Origin of the sequence: Pseudomonas sp. FDAARGOS_761 (assembly GCF_013343155.1) — a bacterium.
GTDB classification, from domain to species: Bacteria; Pseudomonadota; Gammaproteobacteria; order Pseudomonadales; family Pseudomonadaceae; genus Pseudomonas; species Pseudomonas aeruginosa.
On the sequence record NZ_CP054572.1, the window covers coordinates 4,889,957 to 4,916,643 of the forward strand.

Here is a 26,687-nt window from a genome sequence, read left to right on the forward strand (position 1 = left end):
GAAAAAGGCCGGTCACAACCGGCCTTTTTCATGGGGTTCGACAGCGCGGATCAGTCAGGATCGGCGCCCAGCACCACGCCGCCACGCTCCTGGAAGAACAGGCGCTTCAGCTCGAGGCCAGGATCGTCGGCCCGCATGAACGCCTCGCCAACCAGGAAGGCGTAGACCTCGCTGACTTCCATCAGCTCCACGTCGGCCCGGTTGAGAATACCGCTCTCGGTGACCACCAGGCGGTCGCGGGGAATTTCCGGCAACAGGTCGAGGGTGGTTTCCAGGCTCACCTCGAAGGTGTGCAGGTTGCGGTTGTTGATGCCCACCAACGGCGTGTCCAGGGTCTTCAGTGCACGTTCCAGCTCGGTGCCGTCATGCACTTCGACCAGTACGTCGAGACCGACCGACTTGGCAGTCGCCGCCAGCTCGGCCATCAGCACGTCGTCCAGCGCCGAGACGATCAGCAGGATGCAGTCGGCACCGATCGCCCGCGCCTCGACGATCTGGTACGGATCGATCATGAAGTCCTTGCGGATCACCGGCAGCGCACAGGCGGCCCGCGCTTCCTTCAGATAGGCATCGGCGCCCTGGAAGAAGTCCACGTCGGTGAGCACCGACAGGCACGCCGCGCCACCCGCCTCGTAGCTGCGGGCGATCTCCGCCGGGACGAAGTGTTCGCGCAGCACGCCCTTGCTCGGCGATGCCTTCTTGATCTCTGCGATCACTGCCGGCTCCTTGCGCTTGGCCCGCTCCAGCAGGGCATTGGCGAAGCCGCGCGGCGCATCGGCGCTACGCGCCAGCCGCTCGACCTCGGCCAGGTTGACGCGCGCACGGCGCTCGGCGACCTCCTCGGCCTTGCGGGCGAGGATCTTCTGCAGAACCGTCGGCACACTCACTGTGCGTTCTCCTCTCTGTAAACGGCGGTGAAGGCCACCAGTTCGTCCATCTTCTCCCGTGCCAGCCCGGTGTGCAGGGCATCGTGGGCCAGTTGAATGCCCTCGTGCAGGCTGGTCGCCAGATCGGCAGCGTACAGTGCCGGGCCGGCATTCATCACGATCAGCTCGGCGGCCTTCTGCCCAGCCTCGGTCTTGCGCCGCCCCAAAGCGTCGCGGATCAGTTCCAGCGAGGCCTGCGGACTGTCGACCTCCAGCCCCATCAGGGTCTGGCTCTTGATCCCGAAGTCCTCGGGACGCACTTCGTACTCGCGTACCTCGCCGTCCTTCAACTCGGCAATGTGGGTCGCCGCGGCCAGACTGAACTCGTCCAGCCCGTCGCGCGAATGCACCACCAGCACATGCTCGCTGCCGAGACGCTTGAGCACTTCAGCCAGCGGCTTGCACAGTTCCTGAGTGAACACCCCGACCACCTGGTGCCTGACTCCCGCCGGGTTGGTCAGTGGGCCAAGCATGTTGAACAGAGTCCGCAAGCCCAGCTCGCGGCGCGGACCGGCGGCGTACTTCATCGCCTTGTGGTGGACCTGGGCGAACATGAACCCGACGCCGACGGTGTCGATGCAACGCGCCACCTGTTCGGAGGTCAGCTCCAGGTAGATGCCGGCGGCTTCCAGCAAGTCGGCGCTGCCGCTCTTGCCGGAGACCGCGCGGTTACCGTGTTTGGCGACCTTGCCGCCAGCGGCGGCGACCACGAAGGACGCCGCCGAGGATACGTTGAAGATGTTCGCGCCATCGCCGCCGGTGCCGACCACGTCGACCACATGCTTCAGCGTAGGCAACTGCACGCCGTCGGCCAGTTCGCGCATCACCGCCACCGCGCCGACGATCTCGTCGATGGTTTCGCTCTTCATCCGCATGCCCATCAGGAAGGCGCCGATCTGCGCGTCGGTGCATTGCCCGGTCATAATCTGGCGCATGACCGCCTGCATTTCCTCGGTGGTCAGGTCGAGCTGGTTGACGATGCGATTGAGGGCTCCCTTGATATCCATCTCAGTTGCCCTCCCCACGCACGCCGCCCTGCTGGCGGAGGAAGTTTGCCAGCAACTCGTGGCCCTGCTCGGTGAGGATGGACTCGGGATGGAACTGCACGCCCTCGACATTCAGGGTCTTGTGGCGTACACCCATGATCTCGTCGAGCGATCCGTCGGCATGTTGGGTCCAGGCGGTGATCTCCAGGCACTCCGGCAGGCTCTCTCGCTTCACCACCAGCGAGTGGTAGCGCGTCACCGTCAGGGGATTGGCCAGGCCGGCGAACACGCCGAGGTCCTTGTGGTGGATCGGGCTGGTCTTGCCATGCATCACCTGCCGCGCCCGCACCACTTCGCCGCCGAAGGCCTGGCCGATGCTCTGGTGGCCAAGACAGACACCGAGCAATGGCAGCTTGCCGGCGAAGCGCTCGATCACGGCCAGCGAGACGCCGGCCTCGTTGGGGGTGCAGGGACCGGGGGAAAGGACGATGCGCTCGGGCGCCAGGGCCTCGATCTGTTCCACGCTCAGTTCGTCGTTGCGCACCACCTTGACCTCGGCCTTGAGTTCGCCGAAGTACTGCACCAGGTTGTAGGTGAAGGAGTCGTAGTTATCGATCATCAGCAGCATGCTGGCTGTAACCTCTTGATTTCATTCTTATGCGAATCGCATCACCCGGCTTTCGCCACACCCGTTTCCCGGCGTGCTCGCGGAGGAAGGGGGAGTGGATCGTCGGCATTATGCCTGTGGAAAACGGGGGACGCAGGGAGACGTGACCGGCCAGGCCGGCGAAGAAGAAGTCAGGCGCGCCAGCGCCAACGGGCGAATGCCTTGATGAGGGAGGTGATGATGCTGCTGAGGTGGATCACGATAGCGGTCTCACGGAGCCATGTTGGGGAACATAGCCCAGTGGGGAGGATGGGTGCAACAGCGGGATGTCGGAAGAAAGAGGCTTAAGAAGCGGAAATTGTTTACCAAGCAGAGGCCCGACAGTAGCGATCTAAAATGGCGAAGCCTACACGAGGCAGGCTTGCGTCCATCAGCTAGGTCAGATGCGCGGGAGCGGATATCTGGCCTTGATCTCTTCGACCTTGGCAAGCCAGGCGGCGTAATCCGTCTCCACACCTGCACGGATCGAATCGAACTCCACTTCCGTTTTGATCGGATCGCTTTCCAAACGGTAGGCCTCGGCACGTCTGGCCAACACAGCATCATATTCTTGCTGAACCCGCTCTCTGGAAACCTGATCCGGTGTTTTCATCATTTTCCAATCGATCACTTGGGCAACTCCACGGTTCCGTCTTCAACGATATGGATGGGGACAGGGAATTTGGCAGCTTCGCTGTAGCTCCCCCGGATGGGAAACACCAATGTCAGGCATATCTCTCCGCCTGCCCTGGTAACCCTCCCGGAAAAAGGCCCCTCATGGATGGCAGAGGCTGGCAGATATCCCCCCTCCGGTAACTGCGAGAAGTCGTACATGACACCCGAGACGGCTATCGAATCTCCGGAAACCATGACATCCATATCAGTCGAGTCCTCGGGCAGGACTACAACCGGACTGAGTTCGATACGCATCAGTACCACCTCCCCACAGCCATCACCGTAATGGTGTCGTTAGCCCCCAGTGCCTGCGCCGTCGCGAAAGAAACAGAGCTGCTACCGTTGAGATAGGCTCCACGAACCCCCTGCCCTGCAGTGGCAGGCCATCCGCTGGAGGGAATCCAATTGCAGGTCACCCCGGTATTGAAGCCCGTAACGAAGGCAGCTGGTAGCTGTATCACGTTAGCTCCAAACGAAAGGCCCGGTTCGGATCTTGCCGCTGCCATCTGGGTACCATCCGCAAAGCGAACGTACCAGCCGTTGGAAGTTGTCCCGCTCTCCATCACAGCCCCGGTGGGCTTACCCGTAACAAGTCGCCTCGTTACGGTCCCCACGATATTGTCTGTCGTATAAAACCTGACCCATTCCTTCCAGGTTCCATTGGTACAGCTCCTGTACCAAACCTCTGGGAGGTTGGTATTTCTCACGAAGAACAGCTGATAGCGGGTACTGGCGTCGAATACCATCGACAGAGCGACATGGCCGTTCACACCGCTGATATTGTTGTTTCCGAGAGGCACGTTGTAAGTATTGGGGGTTATCGAGAACCATCCGCTTTCGTTCACCGTGTCCATATCCAGGGCCATGGGGGCTTGGGTCTTGGAAACACCTCCCAAAAACCCCAATGCATTGCCTACGGTAGAGGCTCCATTGATAGCACGGCCAACTTCGGTGATCCCCATGTCAGCCTGCGCCTGCGAACCGGTAGACGCTATCGCCCAAGGCTTCACTGCCGCCAGGAGGGAACCCCATTGATTGCTGAGGTCACGGAACTGATCCGCCAGTGTCTTCGAGTACCCCTGCACCGGGGTGATCGAATATGCCTGCCCGTTGGCGGTAGCTCCTTGATATGCGGGCTTGATGGTCAACACGGTGGCGCTGGTGACGTTGCCGATCTCGTACCAACGGCCATCCGGCCCTCTGAAGGCATCGCCGGCGCGCGCATTGGCGCTGAAGGCGGTGCCGCTGCCGGTCACCGTGTCCGAATTGAGGACGACGGAAACCGTGCCTGTGGAATACCAAGGCATGACGTTCTCCAGATAATGAAAAACCCGCAGTCGGCGGGCTTGATAGGGTTAGTTCGGAACCACAGGGCTGACGCCCAGGCGAGCCTGGAGTTCGGCTATTCAGGCATCGGGTATCGTGACTTGATCTCTTCCACCTTGGCGATCCAGGCGCCATAGTCCGGCTCGACGCCGGCCTTGATCGCATCGAACTCGGCTTCGGTCTTGAGCGGATCGCTTTCTTCCCGATAGGCCAGAAGGCGCTTGGCCTGAGCACTGGCCAAGGCCTGATCGCGCACATCTGCCGCGGCCTTTGCAGGGCTGACGTACTTATCCCATTGGATGTTCATAGCTGAACGCTACCTCGACTTTTCCATCCTGGTCGACCGGAATTGACTCGACCTCCCTGGGAAACTGCATCATCACTTCAGAGGTCACCTGGTGGATGTAGTGCAGGTACAGGCGGTCGCCGTCCACGAAGCGAATATCAATGAATGGCGTACCATGGTATGCCTCCGGAGGCAGGTTCCCGCCAGGCTGCATTCTTCCGAAATCGTATTCGACGCCATCCAGGATAAACACCGACCCTCGCACCTGGACATCGCTGAGACGTTCCCTGTCAGGCGTGATGCCCTGCTGCAACAAAGGTTTCAACAACAGCTTCATCAATTCCACCTCCCCATGGCGACATAGCTGGCGGCCATCCCGCTGGCCACGCTGGCGGTGTCGTAGCCGTACCAGGAAAACAGCGTTTCGGTGACCGACATCGTCGAACCCCAGGGACGGGAAGCGTTGTTTCCTGCTGCTCTCATCGGGTTGACCATGACAGACGGAGGCCGGGAGAACGAGACCGGGAACCCCCACGAATAAGCAACCGGGGTGATATAGAACGACAACGTACCAGCCGGCTGGTAGGCCATGGTGGCTCCCACATTGGTAGTGGTGTTGCCCCAGCAGATCTGGGTTCCGTCGGCGTAGCGTACATACTCGTTGAAACCGACAGTCCCGCCGCGCTGGATGATGGCGCCGGATGGATTGTTCGATGCATCGAAGCTCGCCAGTCCGACAAGGTTGAACTGGCTGTACTGCAACACCCAGCGCGACCAGTTACCCCCGGCCTTGATCCGCATGTACTGGCCAGTGGCGGAATTCAACTGGTACCACTGCTGGACGGCGAAGTCCGGGTTGCCGTGCTGCATATGCAAGACATAGCCCTGGGCATTGTTCACCGGCGAAGGCACCGCCGTGCCATGAGCGTATAGCCCCGAGACGGTCAGCAAATCGAGGTCCGCCGTATTCATCGCGTTGCCAGCCCAGCCCATCTGATTGGGCGCGACGCCCCCCAGGTAACTCAAGGCGTTGGCCGGCGTCGAGGCATTGTTCAGGGCCCGACCAACAGCCGAGATTCCCATGTCGGCCTGCGCCTGCTGGCCCGTCGAGGACACCGCCCAGGGTTTGATCCCTGCCAGGGTGGCTCCCCACTGGTTGTTGATATCGCGGAATTGGTCTGCCAAGTTTTTTGAATAACCATGTACTGGGACAACCGCATAAACTTGGCCGCTAGCGGTCGCGCCCTGATAATTGGGCTTGATAGAAATAACCGTTGCACTGGTCACATTGGTGATTTCGTACCACCGGCCGTCAGGGCCACGGAACGCATCGCCGGTTCGCACATTGGCGATAAAATCAGTAGCGCTTCCTAACACCGCTTCGGAATTCAGCGTGACGGAAACCGAACCTTTCGAATGCCAAGCCATAGCATTATCTCCCAAAAATCAACTCAAGCCTTTATTATTGGAATTGAAGGCATAGCATAATAAACAGCAGCTGGAATTCCAGGATAAGAACTTGGAAGCCCGGTATATGCATGCTGCATAAGCCTTGGCACTCCCTCCTCAGTGAAACCCCAGCGTATATAAATAATTGCGTTGGCCGTGCCACCAGATACCGCCACTCTGCCAAATTCCACGTCAAGCGCCATGCCTACTGCAATGTAGCTATCGGCAGGCTGCCCCCATGTCGCTGGGCGATATATGTCTATGCGGCCAGCTCCTATAATCGGTTCCCCAGATACCCTAACCCAATCTTCTGGCGCCCCGCCCAGTTCCGCACTAAAAACCAAGGGAAGTCTTAGAGAATCGAAAACGACACTTCCCGCCGAGTTTCGAACACGAAGCCCATATCCTCTCAGCAAAGGCAATGCATAGGCATAGACTCGAACTCTTACGGAGCCGGATGTATGTGCTCCATACCCCGAAAAACTCAGACTGGCGCCTGTCCAGTTTCCTGGCCCGCCTCGATACTGTACTGAATCGAAGTAAAGAAATTTATTCTTCCAAGCTTGAACTGCTAGAACAGGAGGTGCAGCTGAGGTAACCGCATATGGAAAATCCAGTGAGAACCACTGACTTGTCTCGACTTCAATATTTCTTTCCAACAGAAGAGAAAGATTATGAAACTCTCCATCTATTACAGTCTGCCCCAGGCCATTCCTTACCAAGACCCCATACTCACTCATACCTTGGCCACCACATATAAGGTTCCAGAAGTGTGAAATAGTGAGGGCCACCAATCCTCGTAGCCCCATTGAACAACGCCATCACCCATTCGGGCCCAGACCGGACGCTTATTGTACTGATCACCAATCACATAGACTGAAGCATTGTTCGGGCCAAAGCCGGGCGTGGCAGCTTCTCCTTTCGAAACTGCATCGACCCGCCTGGAATATACAACCCGCAACGCCCTGTCAGTTATATCGACAGCGACATCCCCATTCTCTCGATAGATACGTAACCCATAGATACTCATGACTGTAGAAGCCCCATCTCAACTCTGACTTGGCCTGCACTGTCTCGCACTGTATAAGTACCTGATTTATCCAGCCTCCATATCGGCATACCATTATTTGATATTGCATTTGACTGAATGACATTTCCAATTTTCGCGTTATCTATCGCTCCGTCCTGAATCAGGGCGCTCTTGATAAACATCTGCCCGTTAACTATTGAAACCGGCGCTACCGTTGCCCCACTCGAACTGTCGAACCAGATAAAACGATCCGCCTGAAACGCCATGGTTGACACACTGGTCCCACTGTCGAACCCCAGCTGCCACCCCGCCGCATACTTTTGTCCGTTGGCATGCGCCTGGAGCTTCACGCTGTACATCGCCTTGACGTTGCCATCCAGCGAGGTGACCGCCTGGGAGGTGGTCTGGATCGCCGCGCTGTTGGTGTCGGTACGCGCCTGCACGGTGTCGATCCGCTGTGCGAGGGCGCTGTCGGCGTTAGCGCGGGCGGTCTGTTCGCTCTGTAGGCTGGCGGCGGTGCCACCGATCGAGGCCGAGAGCTGGTCCAGACGTTGCGCGGTGGCCTGGCGATCGCTGGTCGCGACCCGTTCCACCGTGGCGATTCGCCCTTCGGCATCGGCGGTGCGCGCCTCCAGAAGCGTCGTGCGAGTGGCCTGTGCCTCGTTTTCGGTGGCCCGTACGGTTTCCTCCTGGGCTGCCCGGGCAACGGTCTTCCAGCCGCGCAGGGCATCGGCCATGGCGCCATTGCCGTCATCCGCGTCGTCACGGGTCGCCGCCTGCAGTACGCCAAGGCGCGATGCCTGGGCGGTAAGGCTGCCGTCGAGTTCGCTGATTTCAGCGGTATGGCTCGCCACCTGCTGCGCCAGCCCGTTGGCGGTTTCCAGCGACTGGCCGATATCGGACCAGTAGGCCGCGTTCGGCGGCGCCGTCTTCGCCGGCACAGCCTTCAGTGCCTGGTACAACCGCTGCCCCTGTCGCACCATGTCGTTCTTCGCGTAGACCTTGGTCGGGTCGTACAGCAGAACGTCGGCGAGGTCGCCGACCTGCTTCTGCAAGCCCCCGATATCCACCTGCATCCGCTCGATATCGGAGAAGAATTGCTGGCCCAGCGCCGACTCGACGTACTCCTGGGTGATCAACTGGTTGTATTCGCTGGCGTCGCTGGAGCTGGTGCCGGTGACCCAGTTCGACCAGGCGCCGACGTTGCCGCTACGGTCGATCAAGCGACCGCGGAACGCCAGCCGTTCGCCGGCCGGTATCGGCGATACCAGGTGGGTATTGCCTGGGTAGGCGAACAGGCCCAGCGCCCGTGCGGTCTCCTCGCTGCCGCCGGGCGTGGCGGACTGCTGGATCTCGGTGTAAGCGGTGTCCGCCGCGCCGCTGGCCGGAAACCCCCACTCCAGGCCGATGCGCCAGGGGCCGGCCACGCAGCGCAGGTAGGCCAGCGCCGGCGGCGGTGTGGTCTTGCCCTCGAGAGCGGTTTCCACACTGCTGGCGTAGACCGAACCGACCTCCATCACGTTCAAGGCGCGTACCCGCACCAAGTAGCGACCGGCATAGATGCCCGGCACGTCGAAACCGAGCGCCGAGGTTCGCGGCACCCGCACCCAGTTGCCCGAGTCCTTGCGCCATTCGGCCTCGTAGGCCACCGCGTTCGGCGCGGCATCCCAGGAGGCCGACAGGCTGGTCACCGCCAACCCCTGGTCGACCTTGGTGAAAGCCTTGATCCGCACGTTCTGCGGCGGCGCCTGCACGCCCGGCGGAATGCTGGTGACCGGCGGCAGCTCGATGCGCGCGCCGTTGTCGATGGCGTCGAACTTGCTCGCGTTGTGTTGCAGCGCGGTGATCTCGAAAAGATTGTCTTCCGGCCGGGTGATGCTCATGATGCGGAAGCGCTGGGTGGTCAGGCTGTTGCTCTGCAGCGCCCACTGCCCCTGGGGCCGAGGCGTCTCCGAATAGGCGGCGGTCACGGTCAGCACGCGGCCTACCACCGACTGGACGCTGCGCGCCTCGGCCTTGCCGTTCGGCAGGTTGACCAGCAGGCGATCGCCGGGTCGGGCCTCGACGTCGCGGTCGAGGGTCAGCGCGCGGCCATCCACCGCGCTCAGGCGTCCGCCGATCTGCTTGCCGGACTTGACCGGGTCGGCTACGGCGATGATCTTCCCCGGCGCCAGCCCACGGCCATCCATGCCGGTGCGGAAGGTCACCGCGTCCTGCTCCAGCTCCTCGGTCAGCAGCGCCCACTGGCCACGCCGCTGCGCCTCGCCCTCGGAGGTGCAACCGATCGCGGTGATCTCCAACTGGCTGATGCCGTAGCGGCGCTGCGCGCGGTCATTGTTCACCGCTACCGGTTGGCTCTGGTAACCGTTGCCCGGATTGTCGTAGTTGACCAGGGCCAGGGTGTGGCGATCGCGCTGGCGGCTGCTGCTGTAGTTGAAGTGGCTGCCGTCGTCGCCACGCACGGTGTTCGACGGCGAGAAGGTGTAGGCCTCGTCCTCCGGCATGTCGGATACCGCCACCATTTCCGCGCCGGACCAGTAGGACATGCCGCGGAAGATCGCTGCCAGGTCGCGCAGCACGGTCCAGGCTTCGGCGCGACTCTGCAGGTACAGGTTGCAGCTGAAGCGCGGCTCCTGGCCGCCCTTGCCGTCGGGCACCGACTGGTCGCAGTACTGGGCGATGCGGTACAGCGACCACTTGTCGACCATGCTCGCGTCGATCCGCCGACCGAGGCCGAAGCGCTTGTGCAACACGATGTCGTACCAGTGCCAGGCCGGGTTGCTGGTCCAGGCCGACTTGAACGAGCCGTCCCAGGTGCCGCTGTAGCTACGGGTCTGCGGATCGTAGTTGCTCGGCACCCGCACCCGCCGGCCGCGCGCTTCCACCGATATCTGCGGAATGCTCTGGAACTGGCTGGCATCGAACTCGACGAACAGCAGCGCGGTGTTCGGGTAGCGCAGCTTGGCGTCGATCACCTCGGTGATCGCCTCCACCCGCATGGTGTCGGCGACGCGGTTGTTGTTCTGGTTCGGCGTCAGGCGGCGCACGCGCACCTGCCAGCCGCTCCGCGCCTCCGGCAGGTCGACACGGTGGGAGCGCTCGTAGCGGCTGGTGGACTTGTCGTCCAGCGAAGCCTTCAGCGCTTCCTGCCAGGCACCGCCGTCGACGGCGATGTCGATCGCGTAGTCGATGCGGTAGCCGACCACGTCACCGTTTTCCTGCTGGCGCTGGATGGCCGGCCAGGACAGGCGCAGGCGCACCGCCGAGAGCTGGGTGTTGTTCACCGCGCGGACCCAGGGCGCGTCACTCTTGAGTTCGACGCCGACCGCCAGTTCGTTTTCCACGGCGGGCACACCGGCAATGTGTTCCTGGTCCACCGAGCCCGGACGGAACTCCCAGGTCACTCCGGGGAAGTTCACCGAGCCGTCCGCCGCCAGCAGCGGCGTATCGTCCAGGTAGATCGAACGGCCGTCGACGCCACCGTCGAACTCGCCTTCGCCCAGTGCCAGGAGAATCTTCGCCCGCGCGATCGAGCGCACCGAGTCCGGCATCTCCACCGGCTGGCGCGGCTTCTTGCTGCCACCCTTGTGGCCCGTGATGGTCTTGTTCATGACGTTCCTTCAGGCAAAAAAACGCCCGCGCATGGCGGGCCTGTTACGGCGTTGCCGGCTACAGCCGGTCCTCGGCATAGATGCCGGCGCTGATCACCGCGCCGCCGATGCGGCGCTTGCCGTAGAGCACGCCGACCGGATGGCCCTGGGCGATGGTGTTGACCGGGCCGCCGAAGGCATAGCTGGGGGCGTTCTCGGGGGCCTCGCGGCCCTTCAGGCCCTTGGGTTGGGGGCTGAGCATCTGCATGACGCCGCCCGCCAACATGCTGACTCCAACGGTTACCAGGAACGAACTGGTTCCACCGGAGAAGAACGTCGTGAATCCACCCACGACAATCAAGGCAGCCCCCAGAATCGTCTGGAAAAGCCCCGCCTGCTTGCTCCCGATCACCAACGGCACGATGCGGATATCCTCGCGTCCGCGCATGTCCAGTTGCTCGCCGGACAGGTTGGTACGCCCACGGAACACGGCGAAGGTCAGCCCTTTCGATTCCGCCTCGCGCATGAACGTCTCGAATCCCTCCATGGTGTGCTTCAGGGCGCTCATCGCCTCGCGTACCGTGCCGCTTTCCAACAACCGACCGTGCATGCGGCCGAAGCGCTTGCCCAGAACCCCGTACAGACGGATGGTGGTGAGGCCCTGACTCAGGGTGTCACTCATGGACCTGTTCCTCTCGTGAAGAGCCGATTCCGACGGCTCGCTTGAATATGTCGTTCACTGCGGCATCCGCGTGTGCCGCAAGACCAGGCGCGTGCGTTCGATCCAGGGTCCGCCGAACACGTCTCGGGTCGACAGCCGTCCGTACAGGTGGTGCAGCAGGAACGGTCCGTCGCCGCCGAGCGCCTGGACCGGCTCGCTGTCCAGACGCCAGTCATTGCCCAGGTAGATGCCCGCGTGGTTAGGGTGCAGCGCCCTCCCGACCTGCATCACCAGCATGTCGCCGCGGCGGATTCCGGCCAGCGGCACCGGCCGGAATCCGGCCGCCGCATAGTGCTGCTCGTAGAGGCTCTCGCCGGTTTCCCACCAACCGTCGCGGCGCGGATAGTCCGGAAGCTCCAAACCTGCCTCGCGGCGGTACCAGTCGCGACAGAGGCTCCAGCAGTCGAGCACGCCGTGAGCGAACTCGCGGCCGAGCAGCGGCGCCCGATAGCCCTCCGGCGCTAGATGCGCGACATCGCCTTCCGGCCAGGACAGGATCACCCAGGGCAGACCATGCAGTTCGCAACTGACCCGATCGGCCATGCTCGGCGTGGCCGGAACGTCCGGGTGGCTGTGGACGATGGCCAGGACCTCGCCCTGATCCTCGGCAGCGCACCAGTCCTGGTGATCGATCACGAAGTGCTCGCTGGGCGATCCGGCTGCGTTGCGACAGGCCACGTAGCGGCGTTGACGCACACCGCGAACGATCAGCCCGCAGCATTCGCGCGGATGCTCGCGGGCGGCGTGTGCGGCGATAGCCCGCTGCAGGCTGCGGCTCAGTTCCATGCTCACATCCTGACCAGGCCGGCGCCGGCGAAGCCGCCGTGGGACAGCGGGTTGTCCGCGCCGAAGCGCAGCTTGCAATCGCTGACCCGGCCGCCGCAGCGGTCCAGCGCCGGATCGTCCACCGGATTGCCGTCGGCATCGAACATCGCCGTACCGGTGTAGTTGCAGTCCTGCCCGCGGTACTCGTTGGTGATGCACCAGTGGCACAGCGAGGTGATCTGGCGCGCCGGGATCTGCTGGCCCTGGAAGTCCGGCGGAGCGGACAGCTCCCAGGTCACCTGGACGCTGTTCTCGGCGGTCTTCTGCTCGAGGAACCAGATGTTCAGGCGCTCCTGGGAGGGGTCGGCCTGCGGGTTGCCTTCGGCGAAGTTGGCTGCATCCAGGTAGTGCGCATAGGTCTCGCGCACGGTCAGGCGCGCGCCTACCAGGCCATCGAAGAACAGGCAGAGCGCGCTGATGCTGCCGTCGATGTTGCCCACGCTAAGGGTAGGCGAACTGGCCCGGCCGTCACCGCGCTGCTCGAAGCCGCGCGCCTCCAGCGGCCAAGCTTGGTAGGCGTTGCCCTGCCAGTGGATCGGCCCCTGCTGCAGGTGGCCGTGGAAGCGCAGCATCTCGCCGCCGAACCCGGTGCAATCCAGGTCGAACAGGCGCACCAGCGCCCCAGGCTCGAGGGCCTGGTCATCGGCTGTGATGGTCATACTTACCTCACGGATTGAAGACTTGCTGGAAGGTGGTGTTCAGGGTGAACACACCGTTGCCGCGCGGCCGCAATTGCCAGCCCTGGGCGCGCACCCGTACCGGTTCGCCAGTGGGCAAGGTCCAGAGGAACGAGCGGTAGCCGCCGTGGCGCTTGAGGAAATCGCGGATCGGGCCGATCAGCGCGAGATCGCCGGTACGCGAAACCTGCCAGGTCTCGCTGAGGTTGTTCAGCCCGTCACCGAGCGCCTGGCTGTAGCCGCCGCCGTACTGCACCTGGCGTACCAGTTGGTTCGCCTGGCCGGCGGAATCGATCGAGATGTCCCAGGTAAAGCGTTCCAGATCAGCCATTCACCATCCTCCATACCAGGCCGCCGGGGCGCAGCTCCTGCGCCACCACGTTGCGCGCGGCATCGTTGATCATTCCCGCCAGCTGCTGTCCCGTACCGTCGTCGCCGCTGGCCGTCGCCGCGCCCTCGCGGCCGCCGCCCAGGCTGACGCTGGTGGAGAAATTGAAGACGTTGCCCCCCTCGCCGCCGCCGAGCGCGCGCACGCCGAGCACGCCATCGGAACCGCGACTCAGCGGCATGATGGCTTCCGGCCCACGCTCGCCGATCAGCGCCGGACGACCGCCGGCCATGCTGAACAGCGCCGGCGCGCTCTGGATGCCATCGTTGAAGGCACCGCCCCTGGCGAACCCAGGCATGCCTCCGGCGCGTTGCTTGCTGACCCAATTGGCCATGTCCGAGCCGGTGTAGTCGGAAATCCGCGAGCCCGCCGTTGCGCCGCTACCGAAGAACCCGCTGACCGCACCGACGATGCCGCCGATGATCTGCAGCGTCGCCTGCCGCGCGGCGATCCGCGCCATATCCTGGATCACCGAGTCGGCGAAATCCTTGAACGACAGCTTGCCCGTGGTGGCAAAGGTGAACAGGGCGTTCTCCATATTGGTGAAAGCGTTGGTAAACAGCATGTCCATCATTCCCGAGACGTCCTGCGCCTGGTCGCGCAGGCTCGCCCAGGAGGCGTCCATCTGTTCGACCCAACTGCCCACCGGCTTGCCAGCGCTCGCCGAAGCCCCTCCAGCCGATACCTTGGAACCGTCCCCGGTCTGCCCGGAAGCAGTGGCCACCATCGCGCCGACATCCATCGCCGCTGCCGGCATTGGCGCGGCACCCTGGGCCGCGGGAGCGCCCGCAGCCGCTTGTCCCGCATCTGCTCGGGCCTTTTCCAGTAGCGAGGTATAGGGCTTCTGGCTGGCCAGTTGCGCCTCGGTGATGCCGGCCTTGCCATTCATCCAGCCGAACAATCCGTCCAGGGCGAGCATTGAAAGCTGCCGCGCGGCGATCCGGGCGACATCGTCGATCACCGTCTTGGCGAAGTTGCTCAAGGACAGCTTTCCGGTAGTGGCGAAATTGAACAGCGACTTCTCGAGCTTCTCCGACGCATTCCTGAACAGCTCGTCGGTCATCCCGGAGATATCCTGCAGCGGCGCGCGGTAGGCGCCCCAGACACTGTTCATCTGCAACAGCCACTGCTTGAAGACCTGCGACTGGAGCGACGGCTGTTCCTTCTCGTCGTCGCCGGCCTTCGCCTGTCCCTTGCCCGCCTTGTCGTCGACCTTGGGCTTCTCGGTACCGACGCTGGCGACCCAGCCAAACAGCCCGTCCAGCAGCATCAGCGTCATCTGCCGCGAGGCGAGGCGCGCGGCATCGGCGTAGGCGGCCTTGCCCACGTTGGCAAGCGACAGCTTGCCGGTCTCGCTGAGATTGAGCAGCGCCTTGTCGAGCTTGTCGGAAGAGTTCTTCAGTAGTGCTTCGTTGAGCTTGGACAGATCCTGGAGTGGTTCGCGATAGCTCTTCCAAGCTTCGCCCAGCTCCTTCTGCCGGGTCTTCCACTCGGCCAGTACCTTGTCCTGGGCGCTCTGCACAGGCTTCTTGGCCTGACCCGCCTGGCGACTGGTCCTGCCCAGCATGTCCAGCGCCTGGTCCAGCACGCTGCTGGCAATCAGCGCCGAACTGTCCAGGCTTTTGCCGATAGCCTTGCCAGCCTTTTCCGCGCGCGCCTCCATGGCACGCATTTTCTGATCGTTGATCCTGCCAACCTTGTCCATCCCGGCCCTGTACCCTTCGCTGCGAAGGACCAGGTCGAGCGTCAGGCTGCCGTCGGTATTCGTGGCCATGATTCATGTCTTCCAGAAAAAGACCCCGCCGCAGCGGGGTGGCCTGTCATGCCCATTGATCCATCGCCTGATGCAGCGAAAGGGGCTGGAGAGCCATATGCGGACGGAACGCGTCGGGATCGGCGTCCGCTCCCAGCGCATGCCCGAGCAACGCAGCGATCCGAGCCAGCGCAAGCTCCAGCCGGTGTCCCGGATGGAGCGAGCCGCGCTTGTTCAGATAGGCGACCCAGGCGCGGTACTCGGCGTAGCTGAGCCGCTCCTTGGCCTCGGCAATGGTCGACCCGCCGACGCCGTTCAGCACCAGTTCGTGCCAAACCTCGTCGGCGGGGGTCAGTTTTTTTCCGCGTCCTCGACCCGGTTGACCTCGCCGACCGCCTGCAGCAGCAGGAAGCCCAGCGCCGGGTCGAGGTCGTAGGCCTGTTCGTAGGTCAGGCTTTCCTCTCCCGTCTCGCCCAGGCGAATGCATTCGGCGAGGTAGCGCGCGTTGCGGCTCTGCTGGTCGCCTTCGGCGGAGAACAGGCGCTCCACCGCGCCAAAACTGTTGCGTCGGACGAACACCTGGAAGGTGTCGCTGACCGCCTTCTTCCTGCCGGCGGGAACGCGGGTCCAGCTAATCTCCTTGCGCACCAGCGCCGACTCGATGAAACCGCCCGCCGCACGAAGTTCGTTGAGATTCATCTACGCGCTCCTCAAGCCGACTTCGGCGTCCACTTGCCGGCGCCGGAACGCTGGATGGTGGCCTGGGTAGCGACCAGCGTGTTGCTGGCGAAATCGAAGGGGAAGTCGCTGACGTAGCCTTCGAAGGTGAACCAGGTGCGCGCCGGCGGCAACACGAAATCGTCGCCTTCGGTGCTGACGGTCGGCTTTACGTCGATTCCGTCGGACCAGCCGATGGCCCACTTGACGCTCGTCTCGCCATCTTTCTCGGACAGCTGGAACAACCGAACGTGACTGGCCAGGCGTGGATCGGCGTTGATGCCGAGGGTCGCCTGGCCAGGGGTGCGCAGGCCCTTCTTGTACTTGCGCGAAGTGTCGCTCAGGCACGGGTCTTCGATCTGGTCGGCCGGATTGCCGCCCGGGTTGAACGAGGTCACGCCTTCGATCTCCAGGACGGTAGCGGCACCGGTACCGGATACCGGCGGAACCAGGGCGTAGATCTGGGTACCTTGAGTCAGGATGGACATGGAAAACTCTCCTTTATGCACATGAAAAGACCCGCACCAGGCGGGTCGTCTGGCCCCGTCCCCAGGACGGTCGGCCGTGGCGCGGTACGCGGTCGGCGAGGAGCCTCCACGTCCCGAGCCGTTGTCGGATGCAAACGAAAAAGCCCGGCACACGGGCCGGGCTCTGAGGTTGCAGGTGGCATCCCTGGGGGGACACACCTGTACAAGCATGACTACGTTGTACCGGCCGATTCCTGGCTCGACAACGCTGCGGAATCAATACACGGCAATATGCGCCGGACACACGTCCATCGACGTCCATATGCGCCCAGTGTCTCAGCGGCAGGCACGCAACGCCGCCTGCAATTCGAGTTCGTAGCCCTGCCGCTGGCGGCGCTCGGCGAGCAATGCGCGAACCTTGGCCTGCAGCGAATCGCCGGCCTTCAGCGTGGCGCCGGCCCAGCTCGGCGGGCGCACGTCAGGTACACGGCAGGGCACTGCGAGGGGAACCTCGACGCGCACGGGGCGAGGTGTCGTCGGCGAGGCTGCGCAGCCCGCGAAAAGCAGACAAAGCCCCAGCAGGAGACGAGTCATAGTCCCAGCTCCCGGTCGATCGCCGCACCTGCCGCCTGGCAGTCCACACCAATGTCGGGTTCCTGGAGCAGACGCACGGCCGCGGCATACTGCTCCGCGACCTGCGCCCTGGCCTCGCCGAGTGCCTGCTCGACGTCCTTCGCGCGCGTCTCGGCGCTCGCCCGCACCGCCGCCAGCGCGCGCTGCTGCTCATCGAGCAAAGCCTCGAGCTGGCCGCTGGCGACGCGGCTGGCAGTGAGTTGGCCCAGGGCCTCCTCCAGTTGCGGACGATAGTGGCGGGCAACCAGGCCGCCGCCGAGCAAGGCGCCGGCCAGCAGGACCAGCAACACGGCCGGCAGGAGCAGAGCGAGCCGGCTCATGACAGCACCACCCTGGCCCGCTGCCACAACGCCAGGCGCTCCGCCTGGCCATTCAGGCCGCCGTTGATGCGGCGGGTGATGGCAGCGAACTCGCCGCGGTCGGCCAGCTCGTTGAGCCCGTGACCGGCCCACCACCAGGCGGCGCTGCGGGCCGCCGGCACGGGCTGCTCCAGGCGCCAGGGCTCGGCTTCCAGCGGCTCGCCGAGGGCCTCGCCGACCAACCGGTAGTTGGCACGCCCGGTGATTTGTAGCAAGCCACGCCCGCGGAAGCGCCAGCCATCGCCGGACGCTTCGTCGCCATTGCCGTTGCGCGTGGCGTAGGTGTTGTCGGCAATCGCCTGCGGATTGCGCGCCAGCCGCAAGGCCAACGCGTTGGGCTGCCCGTCGGGGCCGAGATAGCGGCTCGGCCAGGTCGCCGCCAAGCCTTGGGCACTGTAGTTGAGGTTCTCCACCAGCCGGGTCAACTGGCTGCTTTCGTGGCCGACCTGGGCGAGAAACGCGGCACGCCGCGCCGGTGTGTCGATCTCCCTCTCGTCCATGGCCCGTTGCAACGCCGCAACGAAAACGCCCGCGACGAGGCGGGCGTTGGGAAAAATGCGCAGCAATTGCTGCTCGGTCAGTTTCATCGATCCTCCTGGCGCTTATGTCCGCTCATGCGGCTCCTCCTCGGGCAGCTCGCAACCCCCCAGGCGCCGGGCGGCCCAGCGTTCGTAGAGACCGACGGCGATCTCCGCGCCGGCCGCGGCGGTCAGACTGCCCAGCGCCGCGGCGAACAGCAGCGCGGCGCCGCAAGCCAACGCCAGCAGCATCACCGCCACGCCGCAGACGATCGACGCGCCGGAGCGCAGCGCCAGGCGCCGCAACAAGGCCCAGCCGCCGAGACCGGCCTTGTCGGCACGCCACATCTCACCGCTGACGCCGCCCAGCGCGGCGAGCAGGATCAGTACCCAGAGCGGCATTTCCGTCAGTGTCTGCGGTTCGTTGCCCATGGGTCCCTCCTTGGCAGGCAGCGCCGGGCACGTCCGCACGAACGTTTTCCCGGGCAATAAAAAACCCGGCGCCAGGGCCGGGTTCCGGTGCTTCACAAGTGCCTCCCTGGAGACGCACCTTTACAAGAATGACTACTTTTTACCGCCCGATTCCCAGCCCCGCAATGCCTTCTCGACAATCCACTGCAATAGGAGGGAGACGCACCACGATATGAGGGTGATATACCGCCCTGGGAACCTTCGCCAGGCATCCGGGCAAGCGCATACCCACTTCCGATATGGAAAAGCCCGGCATCGACTGACGAAAAGGATGGCTACGCCAGCCCGACCCCGCCTCTACCGTGCAGGGTCCGCTGCTGTGCATGGGGCTCGCCGCCTCCATGGGCGACAGGCATAAAAAAACCGGCCCGAAGGCCGGTTGGAAAATTCCAGGGGGGACCGGGATCCGGTCCAGGAACTCAGGCCGCCCGTCGCAGCAGGCCGTCCTGGATACCCTGGTGCGCCACATGCAGGCGCAGATAGAAGGTGTTGCGGCTGCAACCGCAGTGACGGTACTTCTGCTCGGGGAAGCTGTCGCGATTGAGATAGTGCTCCACCACCACGGTCTTCAGTTCCTCGGGTAGGCGATTTACCAGGCGATCGACCTCCGCCACACGGTCGAGGATCACCCGGCTGCCACGGTGGCCGCGGACCACCTCGCCCTTGCTGGCGATCAGCATGGCGATCAGGTTGCCGCCGGCGTAGCCGCCTCCGTTGCTGCCTGGCGCGTGCATTTCCTCGGCCCAGAGCTTGAGCATTTCATCGATGGCTTTGATCACGGTCGTGTCTCCTTTCACTGCCCGCGAGGGCTCGGCATGAGGTCGGTTCAACGGCGCTCGTGGCGGTCCTGGCAGTCGATGCAGCGACTGCAACCCGGTGCCGCCCGACGGCGCGCCTGGGGAATGGGCTCGCCGCAGTCCTCGCAGTCTTCCGCGGACTCGCGGATGGCCAGCGCCGGGCGCGCCGCCAGGAGGCCGTCGAGGCGAGCCAGGACCAGTTCGTTGGCGTGATCGGCAAGGTCAGCCATGGAAAGCCTCCCTGGCGTGCCCGACGCCCGACGGCCGAATGGATGGAACATGACAGATGCGCGGCGCCGGTTCGGCGACCTGCGTTCCTCTGCGCGGAAATGGCGAGTGCGTATCTCGCGACATGGCAATGACTCCCTGTACGACGCCGCCGTACCTGAAGCAGGTCGGCGACAGAATGAATGAGCGGGACGGAGCGTCTGCATGGACGGCGCTCCGGCCCTCCAGGTGCCGGAGCGCTTTCCCATAGCCCCGGCACCCAAGCAGTCGGCACCTGCATCGTCGGTCACCGACAACCGGGTGCGTCCCTGCACCCATGTGAAATCTCTGAAAGGCGGGTGGGAAGTTGTGGAACTCACCCCTTCCGCTTTCTGACGGAAGAGAAATTACAACCAAAGCTATTTATCGTCAACACCTAGGCTCTTTACAGAGAATCCATCGGTCTGTAGATTGCCGAACATGGACAAGAGCACCCAGATCCCGCCCGACAGCTTCGCCGCTCGCCTCAAGCAGGCCATGGCGATGCGCAACCTGAAGCAGGAAACCCTCGCCGAAGCGGCAGGGGTTTCGCAGAACACCATTCACAAGCTGACCTCGGGCAAGGCCCAGAGCACCCGCAAGCTGATCGAGATCGCGGCGGCCCTGGGCGTCTCGCCGGTCTGGCTGCAGACCGGCGAAGGCGCTCCAGCCGCGCGCAGTGCCGTGTCCGTGGCCGATGGCAGCCCATTGGTGCTGGAACCGCTGCATCCGTGGGACAGCGACACACCGCTGGACGAAGACGAAGTGGAACTGCCGCTGTACAAGGAAGTGGAGATGTCCGCCGGCGCCGGACGCACTGCGGTACGCGAGATAGAGGGGCGCAAGCTGCGTTTTTCCTATGCCACGCTGCGAGCCTCGGGCGTCGATCCGTCGGCGGCGATCTGCGCCCAACTCACCGGCAACAGCATGGAACCGCTGATCATGGATGGCTCCACCATCGGCGTGGACACCGCCACCACCCATATCACCGATGGCGAGATCTACGCTCTCGAACATGACGGCATGCTGCGGGTGAAGTTCGTCTATCGCCTGCCCGGCGGCGGCATTCGGCTGCGCAGCTTCAACCGCGAGGAATACCCGGACGAGGAGTACTCGCCGGAGGACATGCGCAGCCGCCAGATCAGCATGATCGGCTGGGTCTTCTGGTGGTCCACCGTACGCCACCGGCGCGCCCCGTCCCTGGTGCGGTGAGCGCCTGGCGCTCGCCCGCACTACAACTCCAGCTATTGCACAGAAAAACAACCTGAGCTATATTTCCTTCAACGACGCGTAGCCGCAGGAGGGAATACCGTGCAGCCAACCATCGCCCCTACCACTCCAATTCCACGCCAGGAAACCGTGGAATTGGTCTACCGCATCTTCGGCGACGTCCTGGTGCCGCTGGAGCAGGTCCGCGAACGCTGGTTTCGCAACCTGAACAAGGAAAACTTCAGCAAGGCCCTGGCATGCGGGCGGATCGCCCTGCCAGTGACGACCCTCGACGATAGCCACAAGGCCATGCAGTTCGTGGCCCTCGATCACCTCGCCGCCTACGTCGACCAGCGCGCGAACCAAGCCGGAAGCGCCCGTCGAGCACAGCCAGGCGCGGACAGCATCGCATCCTGAGCGGCCCGCCGTTGCCAGCATCGTAGGGAGCGACACCATGCTCCGCCTGGCGGATATCGCGTCGCGATATTCGCCCTACGAAAGCGGTTCCGCGTAGGGCGAAGCCAATGCGAGGGTCCAGCCGGGCACAAAAAAGGCGGATGACGCAAACGCCATCCGCCTTTTTTTCTTCCGCCTCGCGCCGTCTTACTCGACGCTCTGCTCGGCCAGCGCCACGGCGCGGAACATCGCCCGGCGCTTGTTGATGGTTTCTTCCCACTCCAGCGCCGGCACCGAGTCGGCAACGATACCGCCGCCGGCCTGCACGTGGAGTTCACCGTTCTTGATCACCGCGGTGCGGATGGCAATGGCGGTGTCCATGTTGCCGTTCCATGCCAGGTAGCCGACCGCGCCGCCGTAGACTCCACGCTTGACCGGCTCCAGCTCGTCGATGATCTCCATGGCGCGGATCTTTGGCGCGCCGGACAGCGTACCCGCCGGCAGGATCGCCCGCAGCGCGTCCATCGCGCTGAGCCCCTCGCGCAATTGCCCGGTGACGTTGGACACGATGTGCATGACGTTGGAGTAACGTTCGATCACCATTTTTTCGGTGACCTTCACCGCGCCGATATCGGACACCCGCCCCACGTCGTTGCGCCCCAGGTCGATCAGCATCAGGTGCTCGGCGATCTCCTTGGCGTCCGACAGCAGATCCTGCTCCAGCGCCAGGTCGGCCTCTTCGTTGATCCCGCGCGGACGGGTACCGGCGATCGGGCGCACCGTCACCAGGCCATCCTCGACCCGTACCAGCACCTCCGGCGAGCTGCCCACGACATGGAAGTCGCCGAAGTTGAAGAAGTACATGTAGGGCGTCGGATTGAAACAGCGCAGCGCGCGGTACAGGTCGATGGGCGCCGCCTTGAACTCGATGGACATGCGCTGCGACGGCACCACCTGCATGCAGTCGCCGGCCAGGATGTAGTCCTTGATCCTTCCTACCGCGTTTTCATAGTCCTCGCGGGTGAAGCTGGCACGAAACGCCGGCTCCCGGCCCTGGGCCGCCTCGAGGTCGAGGCCGCGACGCGGGGTGATAGGCTGGCGCAGACGCTCCAGCAGCTCCTCCAGACGTGCCTGGCCGCGCTCGTAGGCATTTTCCTCGGAGGGATCGGCGAGGACGATGGCGTGGATCTTCCCGGCCAGGTTGTCGAATACCACTACGGCATCGGACACCATCAACAGGATATCCGGGTTGCCCAGCGGGTCCGGGTTCGGACAGGTGGCCAGGCGTTTTTCCACGTAGCGCACGCAGTCGTAACCGAAGTAGCCGACCAGGCCTCCATCGAAACGTGGCAAGCCGGGCACGGTGGGCACCTGGTAGCGCGCCTTGAACTCCTCAACGAAAGCCAGCGGGTCGGCGCAATCGAAGCGCTCGGTTTCCATACCATCGATGCTGATCCGCACTTGATGGTCGTAGACCCGCAGCACCGTGCGGCACGGCAGGCCGATGATCGAATAGCGCCCCCATTTCTCGCCGCCCTGCACCGACTCCAGCAGGTAGGAGTTCGGCGCGTCGGCCAGCTTCAGGTAGATCGACAGCGGCGTGTCGAAGTCGGCAAGGGTCTCGAAGGACAGCGGGATGCGGTTGTAGCCATCGGCGGCCAGCCGCAGGAATTCTTCGCGATTCATGATCAGCCTCATCGGAGGAGAGAACGGTCAACAGGGTGCAAACGCGCGCCGGCTATCCGGCGGAGGATGATGTCAGGCGCGCCAGCGCCAACGCGCCAGGGCCTTGATGACCTTCATCCAGAGTTTGCTGACCGCCACGGCTTGATCTCGCTGGTCGGAGGGGGAAAGGGAGTCGTCCGGCAACACTATCTCAGCGGCCTGGTCGGCGCAAGGCAGCAGGTCGCGCAGGTTGTCGATGACCAGGGTGGGCGCTTCCTCGGCGATCGGCCGGCCGTGGTTGTAGCCATAGGTCAGCGCCGCGCAGCGCACGCCGGCAGCTTTGGCGGCGAGCACGTCGTTGCGCGAGTCACCGACGAACAACGCATCTTCGGGCTCGATGCCAGCCATCTTCATCACGAACAGCAGCGCCGCCGGGTCGGGCTTCTGCTGCGGCAGGGTGTCGCCGCCGATGATCCAGCGAAAATAGCGACCCAGCTTCATCTCATCCAGCAGCGGAGCGACGAAGCGCTCCGGCTTGTTGGTGATCAGCGCCATTTCCACGCCGTTGCGCTTGAGCCACTTGAGGGTGTCGACGACGCCGGGGTAGACCTCGGTGAGCGCATGACTGTCGGCATAGGCCTCCATGAACAACGCCAGCGCGGCTTCGGTTTCCTCCTCACCGATGCCGTCGTGCTCGATGCTTCCGGCCAGGGCGCGACGCACCAGGACGCGTGCGCCGTTACCGATCCACTGGCGGACCTTCTCGATGCCCGCCGGCGGCCGCCCGAGGCTGGCGAGCATGCTGTCGACCGCGGCGGTGAGGTCGGGAACGGAATCGACCAGCGTGCCATCCAGGTCGAACATCACCAGACGCGGCAGGCGCGTGGCGAAGAACGGCTCCGCAGCGCTCATTACTGGTGCGCCTGGGCCAGTTCGGCATGCATGGCGCGGATGACCTCGGCGTAGTCCGGGGCGTTGAAGATGGCCGAGCCGGCGACGAAGGTATCGGCGCCCGCCGCGGCGATCTCACGGATGTTCTTGACGTTGACGCCGCCATCGATCTCCAGGCGGATCTCGCGTCCGGAGGCATCGATCAGGGCGCGTGCCTCGCGCAACTTGTCGAGGGTACCGGGGATGAATTTCTGCCCGCCGAAGCCGGGGTTGACGCTCATCAGCAGGACCATGTCGACCTTGTCCATCACGTACTTCAGCACCTCCAGCGGAGTGGCCGGGTTGAACACCAGGCCTGCCTTGCACCCGCCGTCGCGGATCAGTTGCAGGGAACGGTCGATGTGCTGGGAAGCTTCCGGATGGAAGGTGATGTAGGTGGCGCCAGCTTCAATGAAGTCGCCGATGATGCGATCCACCGGGGACACCATCAGGTGCACGTCGATCGGCGCGCTCACGCCGTACTTGCGCAGCGCCGAGCAGACCATCGGGCCGATGGTCAGGTTCGGCACGTAGTGGTTGTCCATCACGTCGAAGTGAACGATGTCGGCACCGGCGGCGAGCACCTTGTCCACGTCCTCGCCCAGGCGGGCGAAATCGGCGGAAAGGATCGACGGAGCGATGGCGAAGGGTTGCATGGCGCACCTCAAAGGGGATCACGGAAGGCGCGCATTGTAGCCGTTATCGGTTTTTGGCGGTGAAAATGACGACTTTTCGCCGCAGCAGCCGACGCCCGGACCAAGCAGGGCGCGCCCTGCGCCTCAGGCGCCGGGTTGTGCGGTACGCATCTTCTCGCTGCGCCCGCGCAGCCATTCCAGGGTCAGCAACAGCAGTACGGAGAAACCGATCAGCAAGGTCGCCGCGGCGGCAATGGTGGGGCTCAGGTTCTCGCGAATGCCGCTGAACATCTGCCGCGGCAGGGTGGCCTGCTCGGGGCCGGCGAGGAAGAGGGTCACTACCACTTCGTCGAACGAGGTGGCGAAGGCGAACAGCGCGCCGGAGATCACCCCGGGAGCGATCAGCGGCAGGGTCACCCGGAAGAAGGTGGTCAGCGGCGGCGCGCCGAGGCTGGCGGCGGCGCGCACCAGGTTGTAGTTGAACCCCTGCAGGGTCGCGGAGACGGTGATGATCACGAACGGCACGCCGAGCACCGCATGCACCACAATCAGCGACAGGTAGCTGTTGCCGAGCCCGAGCGGAGCGAAGAACAGGTAGCTGGCCACGCCGATGATCACCACCGGCACCACCATCGGCGAAATCATCAGGCTCATCACCAGTGCCTTGCCGCGGAACTCGCCGCGGGTCAGGCCGATCGCCGCCAGAGTGCCGAAGACCATCGCCAGCAGGGTCGCCGCCGGAGCGACGATCATGCTGTTGGTCAACGAGCGCATCCACTCGGCGGACTGGAAGAAGTCGGCGTACCAGCGCAGGGAGAACCCTTGCAGCGGGTAGACCAGGAAGGTACCGGAGTTGAACGACAGCGGCACGATGACCAGCACCGGCAGTACCAGGAACAGCAGTACCAGGCCGCAGAGGATGCGCAGGGAGTAGAACCACAGGCGCTCGACCGGGGACATGTAGGGACTCAGCATGACTCGCTCTCCAATGTGTTTCGTGCGGATCCCCCTCTCCCCGCCCTCCGGGCAACCTTTTTTCCGAAGGGAGAGGGGAATCGGTTGGCCTTCTCGGAAGGCGCTCTATCCCAGGCGCAGGCGGCTGGCGCCCACCAGCCAGCTGTAGACGACGTAGAGCACCAGGGTAGCGAGCAGGAGCAGGCCGCCGAGGGCGGTGGCCATGCCCCAGTTGATGGTGCTGTTGGTATAGAAGGCGACGAAGTAGCTGACCATCTGGTCGTTCGGGCTGCCCAGCAGCGCCGGGGTGATGTAGTAGCCGATGGACAGGATGAACACCAGCAGGCAACCGGCGCCGACGCCCGCGACGGTCTGTGGGAAATACACCCGCCAGAAGCTGGCGAACGGGTGGCAGCCGAGGGAAATCGCGGCGCGCATGTAGCTCGGCGAGATGCCCTTCATCACGCTGTAGATCGGCAGGATCATGAACGGCAGCATGATGTGCACCATCGCGATGTATACGCCGGTGCGGTTGAACACCAGTTGCAGCGGCTGGTCGATCAGGCCGAGCTTGAGCAGCGCGCCGTTGATCAGGCCACCCGATTGCAGCAGGACGATCCAGGCGGCGACACGCACCAGGATCGAGGTCCAGAACGGCAGCAGGACCAGGATCATCAGCAGGTTGCTCTTGCGCGTCGGCAGGTTGGCCAGCAGGTAGGCCAGCGGGTAGGCCAGCAGCAGGCAGATGACGGTGATCACCGCGCCCATCCAGAAGGTGCGGGCGAAGATGTCCAGGTAGATGGCCTGGTCCGGGGTGGCGCGCGCCACTTCGCCGAGATCGTCGATCCGGTGGTCGAGGGCTGCGAGCAGGTAATAGGGCGTATAGCTGCTGGCGTTGCGGCGGATCACCTGCCAGTAGGCGGGGTCGCCCCAGCGCTCGTCGAGCTGCTCCATGGCGTCCTTGTAGGAAACGGGCTCCTCCTTGAACGGCAGCTTGCGCGCGGTCTTCGCCATCAGGCTGCGATAACCGGCCAGCTCCATGTTCAGGCGCTTGGAGAGATCGCCGATGGTCTGGTTGCGACGAGCCTCGGCGAGATCCTGGCTGAGCGCCTTGTAGACGGCATCGGCCGGCAGCGACTTGCCGTCCCAGGCGGAGATGGCCTCTACCGTCAGCGGCAACGAGCGAACCACTTCCGGGTTGGACACGCTCTTGTAGAGCAGCGCGGCGATCGGCACCAGGAAGGTCAGGACCAGGAAGGCCAGCAGGGGCAGGATCAGCGCCTGGGACTTCAGGCGGTTCATCCGCTCGGCGCGCGCCAGGCGTTGCTTGAGGGTGCTGCCGGCGGCCTGGGACATGGGCACAGCTGTGGCCATAGCGAACTCCGGAAAAAAAGCGGGCCGTCGGGAGCGAC

Annotated in this window: 32 protein-coding genes; 2 read left to right on the plus strand and 30 right to left on the minus strand. The window is 63.9% G+C overall.

Annotated elements, in window-relative coordinates; genetic code table 11:
- Positions 1-50: 50 nt before the first annotated feature.
- The 25 genes from trpC to FOC67_RS22840 all read right to left on the minus strand — a co-directional run bounded on the left by trpC (position 51) and on the right by FOC67_RS22840 (position 19,470).
- On the minus strand, positions 51-887 hold the full coding sequence (trpC, locus tag FOC67_RS22720; RefSeq protein WP_003085205.1) for an indole-3-glycerol phosphate synthase TrpC: 837 nt from the start codon (positions 885-887) through the stop codon (positions 51-53).
- A complete protein-coding gene (gene trpD, locus FOC67_RS22725; protein ID WP_003085203.1) occupies positions 884-1,933 on the minus strand; it encodes an anthranilate phosphoribosyltransferase in 1,050 nt (349 codons plus the stop codon). Before trpD ends, trpC begins: the two co-directional genes overlap by 4 nt.
- Before the next feature lies 1 nt (position 1,934).
- On the minus strand, positions 1,935-2,540 hold the full coding sequence (locus tag FOC67_RS22730; RefSeq protein ID WP_003101640.1) for an aminodeoxychorismate/anthranilate synthase component II: 606 nt from the start codon (positions 2,538-2,540) through the stop codon (positions 1,935-1,937).
- Positions 2,541-2,958: 418 nt separating this feature from the next.
- A complete protein-coding gene (locus FOC67_RS22735; protein ID WP_003118930.1) occupies positions 2,959-3,189 on the minus strand; it encodes a hypothetical protein in 231 nt (76 codons plus the stop codon).
- Positions 3,186-3,488, minus strand: a complete 303-nt coding sequence (locus FOC67_RS22740) for a hypothetical protein (RefSeq protein ID WP_003113177.1) — start codon at positions 3,486-3,488, stop codon at positions 3,186-3,188. The genes FOC67_RS22735 and FOC67_RS22740 overlap by 4 nt, the downstream gene beginning before the upstream one ends.
- Positions 3,488-4,540, minus strand: a complete 1,053-nt coding sequence (locus FOC67_RS22745; protein ID WP_009315200.1) for a pyocin knob domain-containing protein — start codon at positions 4,538-4,540, stop codon at positions 3,488-3,490. The genes FOC67_RS22740 and FOC67_RS22745 overlap by 1 nt, the downstream gene beginning before the upstream one ends.
- A gap of 95 nt (positions 4,541-4,635) precedes the next feature.
- A complete protein-coding gene (locus tag FOC67_RS22750) occupies positions 4,636-4,866 on the minus strand; it encodes a hypothetical protein (RefSeq protein WP_003118928.1) in 231 nt (76 codons plus the stop codon).
- Complete coding sequence (locus tag FOC67_RS22755; protein ID WP_009315199.1) at positions 4,847-5,182, minus strand: hypothetical protein; 336 nt, start codon at positions 5,180-5,182, stop codon at positions 4,847-4,849. Before FOC67_RS22755 ends, FOC67_RS22750 begins: the two co-directional genes overlap by 20 nt.
- Entirely contained in the window at positions 5,182-6,273 is a 1,092-nt protein-coding gene (locus FOC67_RS22760; RefSeq protein WP_009315198.1) for a pyocin knob domain-containing protein, read from the minus strand. The genes FOC67_RS22755 and FOC67_RS22760 overlap by 1 nt, the downstream gene beginning before the upstream one ends.
- 23 nt (positions 6,274-6,296) lie before the next feature.
- A complete protein-coding gene (locus tag FOC67_RS22765; protein ID WP_009315197.1) occupies positions 6,297-7,034 on the minus strand; it encodes a hypothetical protein in 738 nt (245 codons plus the stop codon).
- 286 nt (positions 7,035-7,320) lie between these two features.
- The gene (locus tag FOC67_RS22770; RefSeq protein ID WP_009315196.1) at positions 7,321-10,935 is read right to left on the minus strand and encodes a phage tail protein; all 3,615 of its coding nucleotides are present in this window, start codon (positions 10,933-10,935) and stop codon (positions 7,321-7,323) included.
- Positions 10,936-10,993: 58 nt separating this feature from the next.
- Positions 10,994-11,596, minus strand: coding sequence for a tail assembly protein (locus FOC67_RS22775; protein ID WP_003117974.1), 603 nt, complete (start codon positions 11,594-11,596; stop codon positions 10,994-10,996).
- 54 nt (positions 11,597-11,650) lie between these two features.
- Positions 11,651-12,421: a C40 family peptidase gene (locus tag FOC67_RS22780; RefSeq protein ID WP_003113184.1), complete on the minus strand. Its 771-nt coding sequence runs from the start codon at positions 12,419-12,421 to the stop codon at positions 11,651-11,653.
- 2 nt (positions 12,422-12,423) lie between these two features.
- Positions 12,424-13,119, minus strand: coding sequence for a phage minor tail protein L (locus FOC67_RS22785; protein WP_003118922.1), 696 nt, complete (start codon positions 13,117-13,119; stop codon positions 12,424-12,426).
- A 7-nt stretch (positions 13,120-13,126) separates the two neighbouring features.
- The gene (locus FOC67_RS22790; protein ID WP_003113186.1) at positions 13,127-13,468 is read right to left on the minus strand and encodes a phage tail protein; all 342 of its coding nucleotides are present in this window, start codon (positions 13,466-13,468) and stop codon (positions 13,127-13,129) included.
- On the minus strand, positions 13,461-15,299 hold the full coding sequence (locus FOC67_RS22795) for a phage tail tape measure protein (RefSeq protein WP_003161921.1): 1,839 nt from the start codon (positions 15,297-15,299) through the stop codon (positions 13,461-13,463). Before FOC67_RS22795 ends, FOC67_RS22790 begins: the two co-directional genes overlap by 8 nt.
- Positions 15,300-15,345: 46 nt before the next feature.
- On the minus strand, positions 15,346-15,600 hold the full coding sequence (locus FOC67_RS22800) for a hypothetical protein (RefSeq protein WP_003113188.1): 255 nt from the start codon (positions 15,598-15,600) through the stop codon (positions 15,346-15,348).
- 29 nt (positions 15,601-15,629) lie between these two features.
- Entirely contained in the window at positions 15,630-15,977 is a 348-nt protein-coding gene (locus FOC67_RS22805) for a phage tail assembly chaperone family protein, TAC (RefSeq protein ID WP_004352265.1), read from the minus strand.
- An 11-nt stretch (positions 15,978-15,988) separates the two neighbouring features.
- Positions 15,989-16,483 (minus strand): phage tail tube protein, encoded by a 495-nt coding sequence (locus tag FOC67_RS22810; RefSeq protein WP_003113190.1) that lies wholly within the window; start codon positions 16,481-16,483, stop codon positions 15,989-15,991.
- A gap of 315 nt (positions 16,484-16,798) precedes the next feature.
- Positions 16,799-17,056, minus strand: a complete 258-nt coding sequence (locus FOC67_RS22815; protein WP_003118919.1) for a hypothetical protein — start codon at positions 17,054-17,056, stop codon at positions 16,799-16,801.
- Positions 17,053-17,415 (minus strand): hypothetical protein, encoded by a 363-nt coding sequence (locus tag FOC67_RS22820; protein WP_009315195.1) that lies wholly within the window; start codon positions 17,413-17,415, stop codon positions 17,053-17,055. Before FOC67_RS22820 ends, FOC67_RS22815 begins: the two co-directional genes overlap by 4 nt.
- Positions 17,412-18,041 carry a glycoside hydrolase family 19 protein gene (locus FOC67_RS22825; RefSeq protein WP_003117966.1) on the minus strand — a complete coding sequence of 210 codons (630 nt, stop codon included), beginning with the start codon at positions 18,039-18,041 and terminating at the stop codon, positions 17,412-17,414. Before FOC67_RS22825 ends, FOC67_RS22820 begins: the two co-directional genes overlap by 4 nt.
- Positions 18,042-18,056: 15 nt before the next feature.
- A complete protein-coding gene (locus FOC67_RS22830; RefSeq protein WP_009315194.1) occupies positions 18,057-18,404 on the minus strand; it encodes a phage holin family protein in 348 nt (115 codons plus the stop codon).
- Between the two features lie 458 nt (positions 18,405-18,862).
- Positions 18,863-19,222 carry a hypothetical protein gene (locus FOC67_RS22835; RefSeq protein WP_003085135.1) on the minus strand — a complete coding sequence of 120 codons (360 nt, stop codon included), beginning with the start codon at positions 19,220-19,222 and terminating at the stop codon, positions 18,863-18,865.
- Positions 19,223-19,269: 47 nt separating this feature from the next.
- Positions 19,270-19,470 carry a TraR/DksA C4-type zinc finger protein gene (locus FOC67_RS22840; protein ID WP_003085132.1) on the minus strand — a complete coding sequence of 67 codons (201 nt, stop codon included), beginning with the start codon at positions 19,468-19,470 and terminating at the stop codon, positions 19,270-19,272.
- A 457-nt stretch (positions 19,471-19,927) separates the two neighbouring features.
- On the opposite strand from FOC67_RS22840, the gene prtR reads away from it, so the two are divergent.
- Entirely contained in the window at positions 19,928-20,698 is a 771-nt protein-coding gene (gene prtR, locus FOC67_RS22845; RefSeq protein WP_003109047.1) for a transcriptional regulator PrtR, read from the plus strand.
- Between the two features lie 99 nt (positions 20,699-20,797).
- Positions 20,798-21,112 (plus strand): pyocin genes transcriptional regulator PrtN, encoded by a 315-nt coding sequence (gene prtN / locus FOC67_RS22850; protein ID WP_003085128.1) that lies wholly within the window; start codon positions 20,798-20,800, stop codon positions 21,110-21,112.
- 186 nt (positions 21,113-21,298) lie between these two features.
- Here the strand turns inward: prtN and trpE are convergent, their stop codons facing one another.
- From trpE to FOC67_RS22875, 5 genes are all read right to left on the minus strand, one after another.
- Entirely contained in the window at positions 21,299-22,777 is a 1,479-nt protein-coding gene (trpE, locus tag FOC67_RS22855) for an anthranilate synthase component I (RefSeq protein WP_003085126.1), read from the minus strand.
- Positions 22,778-22,849: 72 nt separating this feature from the next.
- Positions 22,850-23,668: a phosphoglycolate phosphatase gene (locus tag FOC67_RS22860; RefSeq protein ID WP_003099532.1), complete on the minus strand. Its 819-nt coding sequence runs from the start codon at positions 23,666-23,668 to the stop codon at positions 22,850-22,852.
- On the minus strand, positions 23,668-24,342 hold the full coding sequence (rpe, locus tag FOC67_RS22865; RefSeq protein WP_003085122.1) for a ribulose-phosphate 3-epimerase: 675 nt from the start codon (positions 24,340-24,342) through the stop codon (positions 23,668-23,670). Before rpe ends, FOC67_RS22860 begins: the two co-directional genes overlap by 1 nt.
- Before the next feature lie 123 nt (positions 24,343-24,465).
- Positions 24,466-25,296, minus strand: a complete 831-nt coding sequence (locus FOC67_RS22870) for an ABC transporter permease (protein ID WP_003085119.1) — start codon at positions 25,294-25,296, stop codon at positions 24,466-24,468.
- A 105-nt stretch (positions 25,297-25,401) separates the two neighbouring features.
- Positions 25,402-26,649 carry an ABC transporter permease gene (locus tag FOC67_RS22875; protein ID WP_009315192.1) on the minus strand — a complete coding sequence of 416 codons (1,248 nt, stop codon included), beginning with the start codon at positions 26,647-26,649 and terminating at the stop codon, positions 25,402-25,404.
- Between the last annotated feature and the right edge of the window lie 38 nt (positions 26,650-26,687).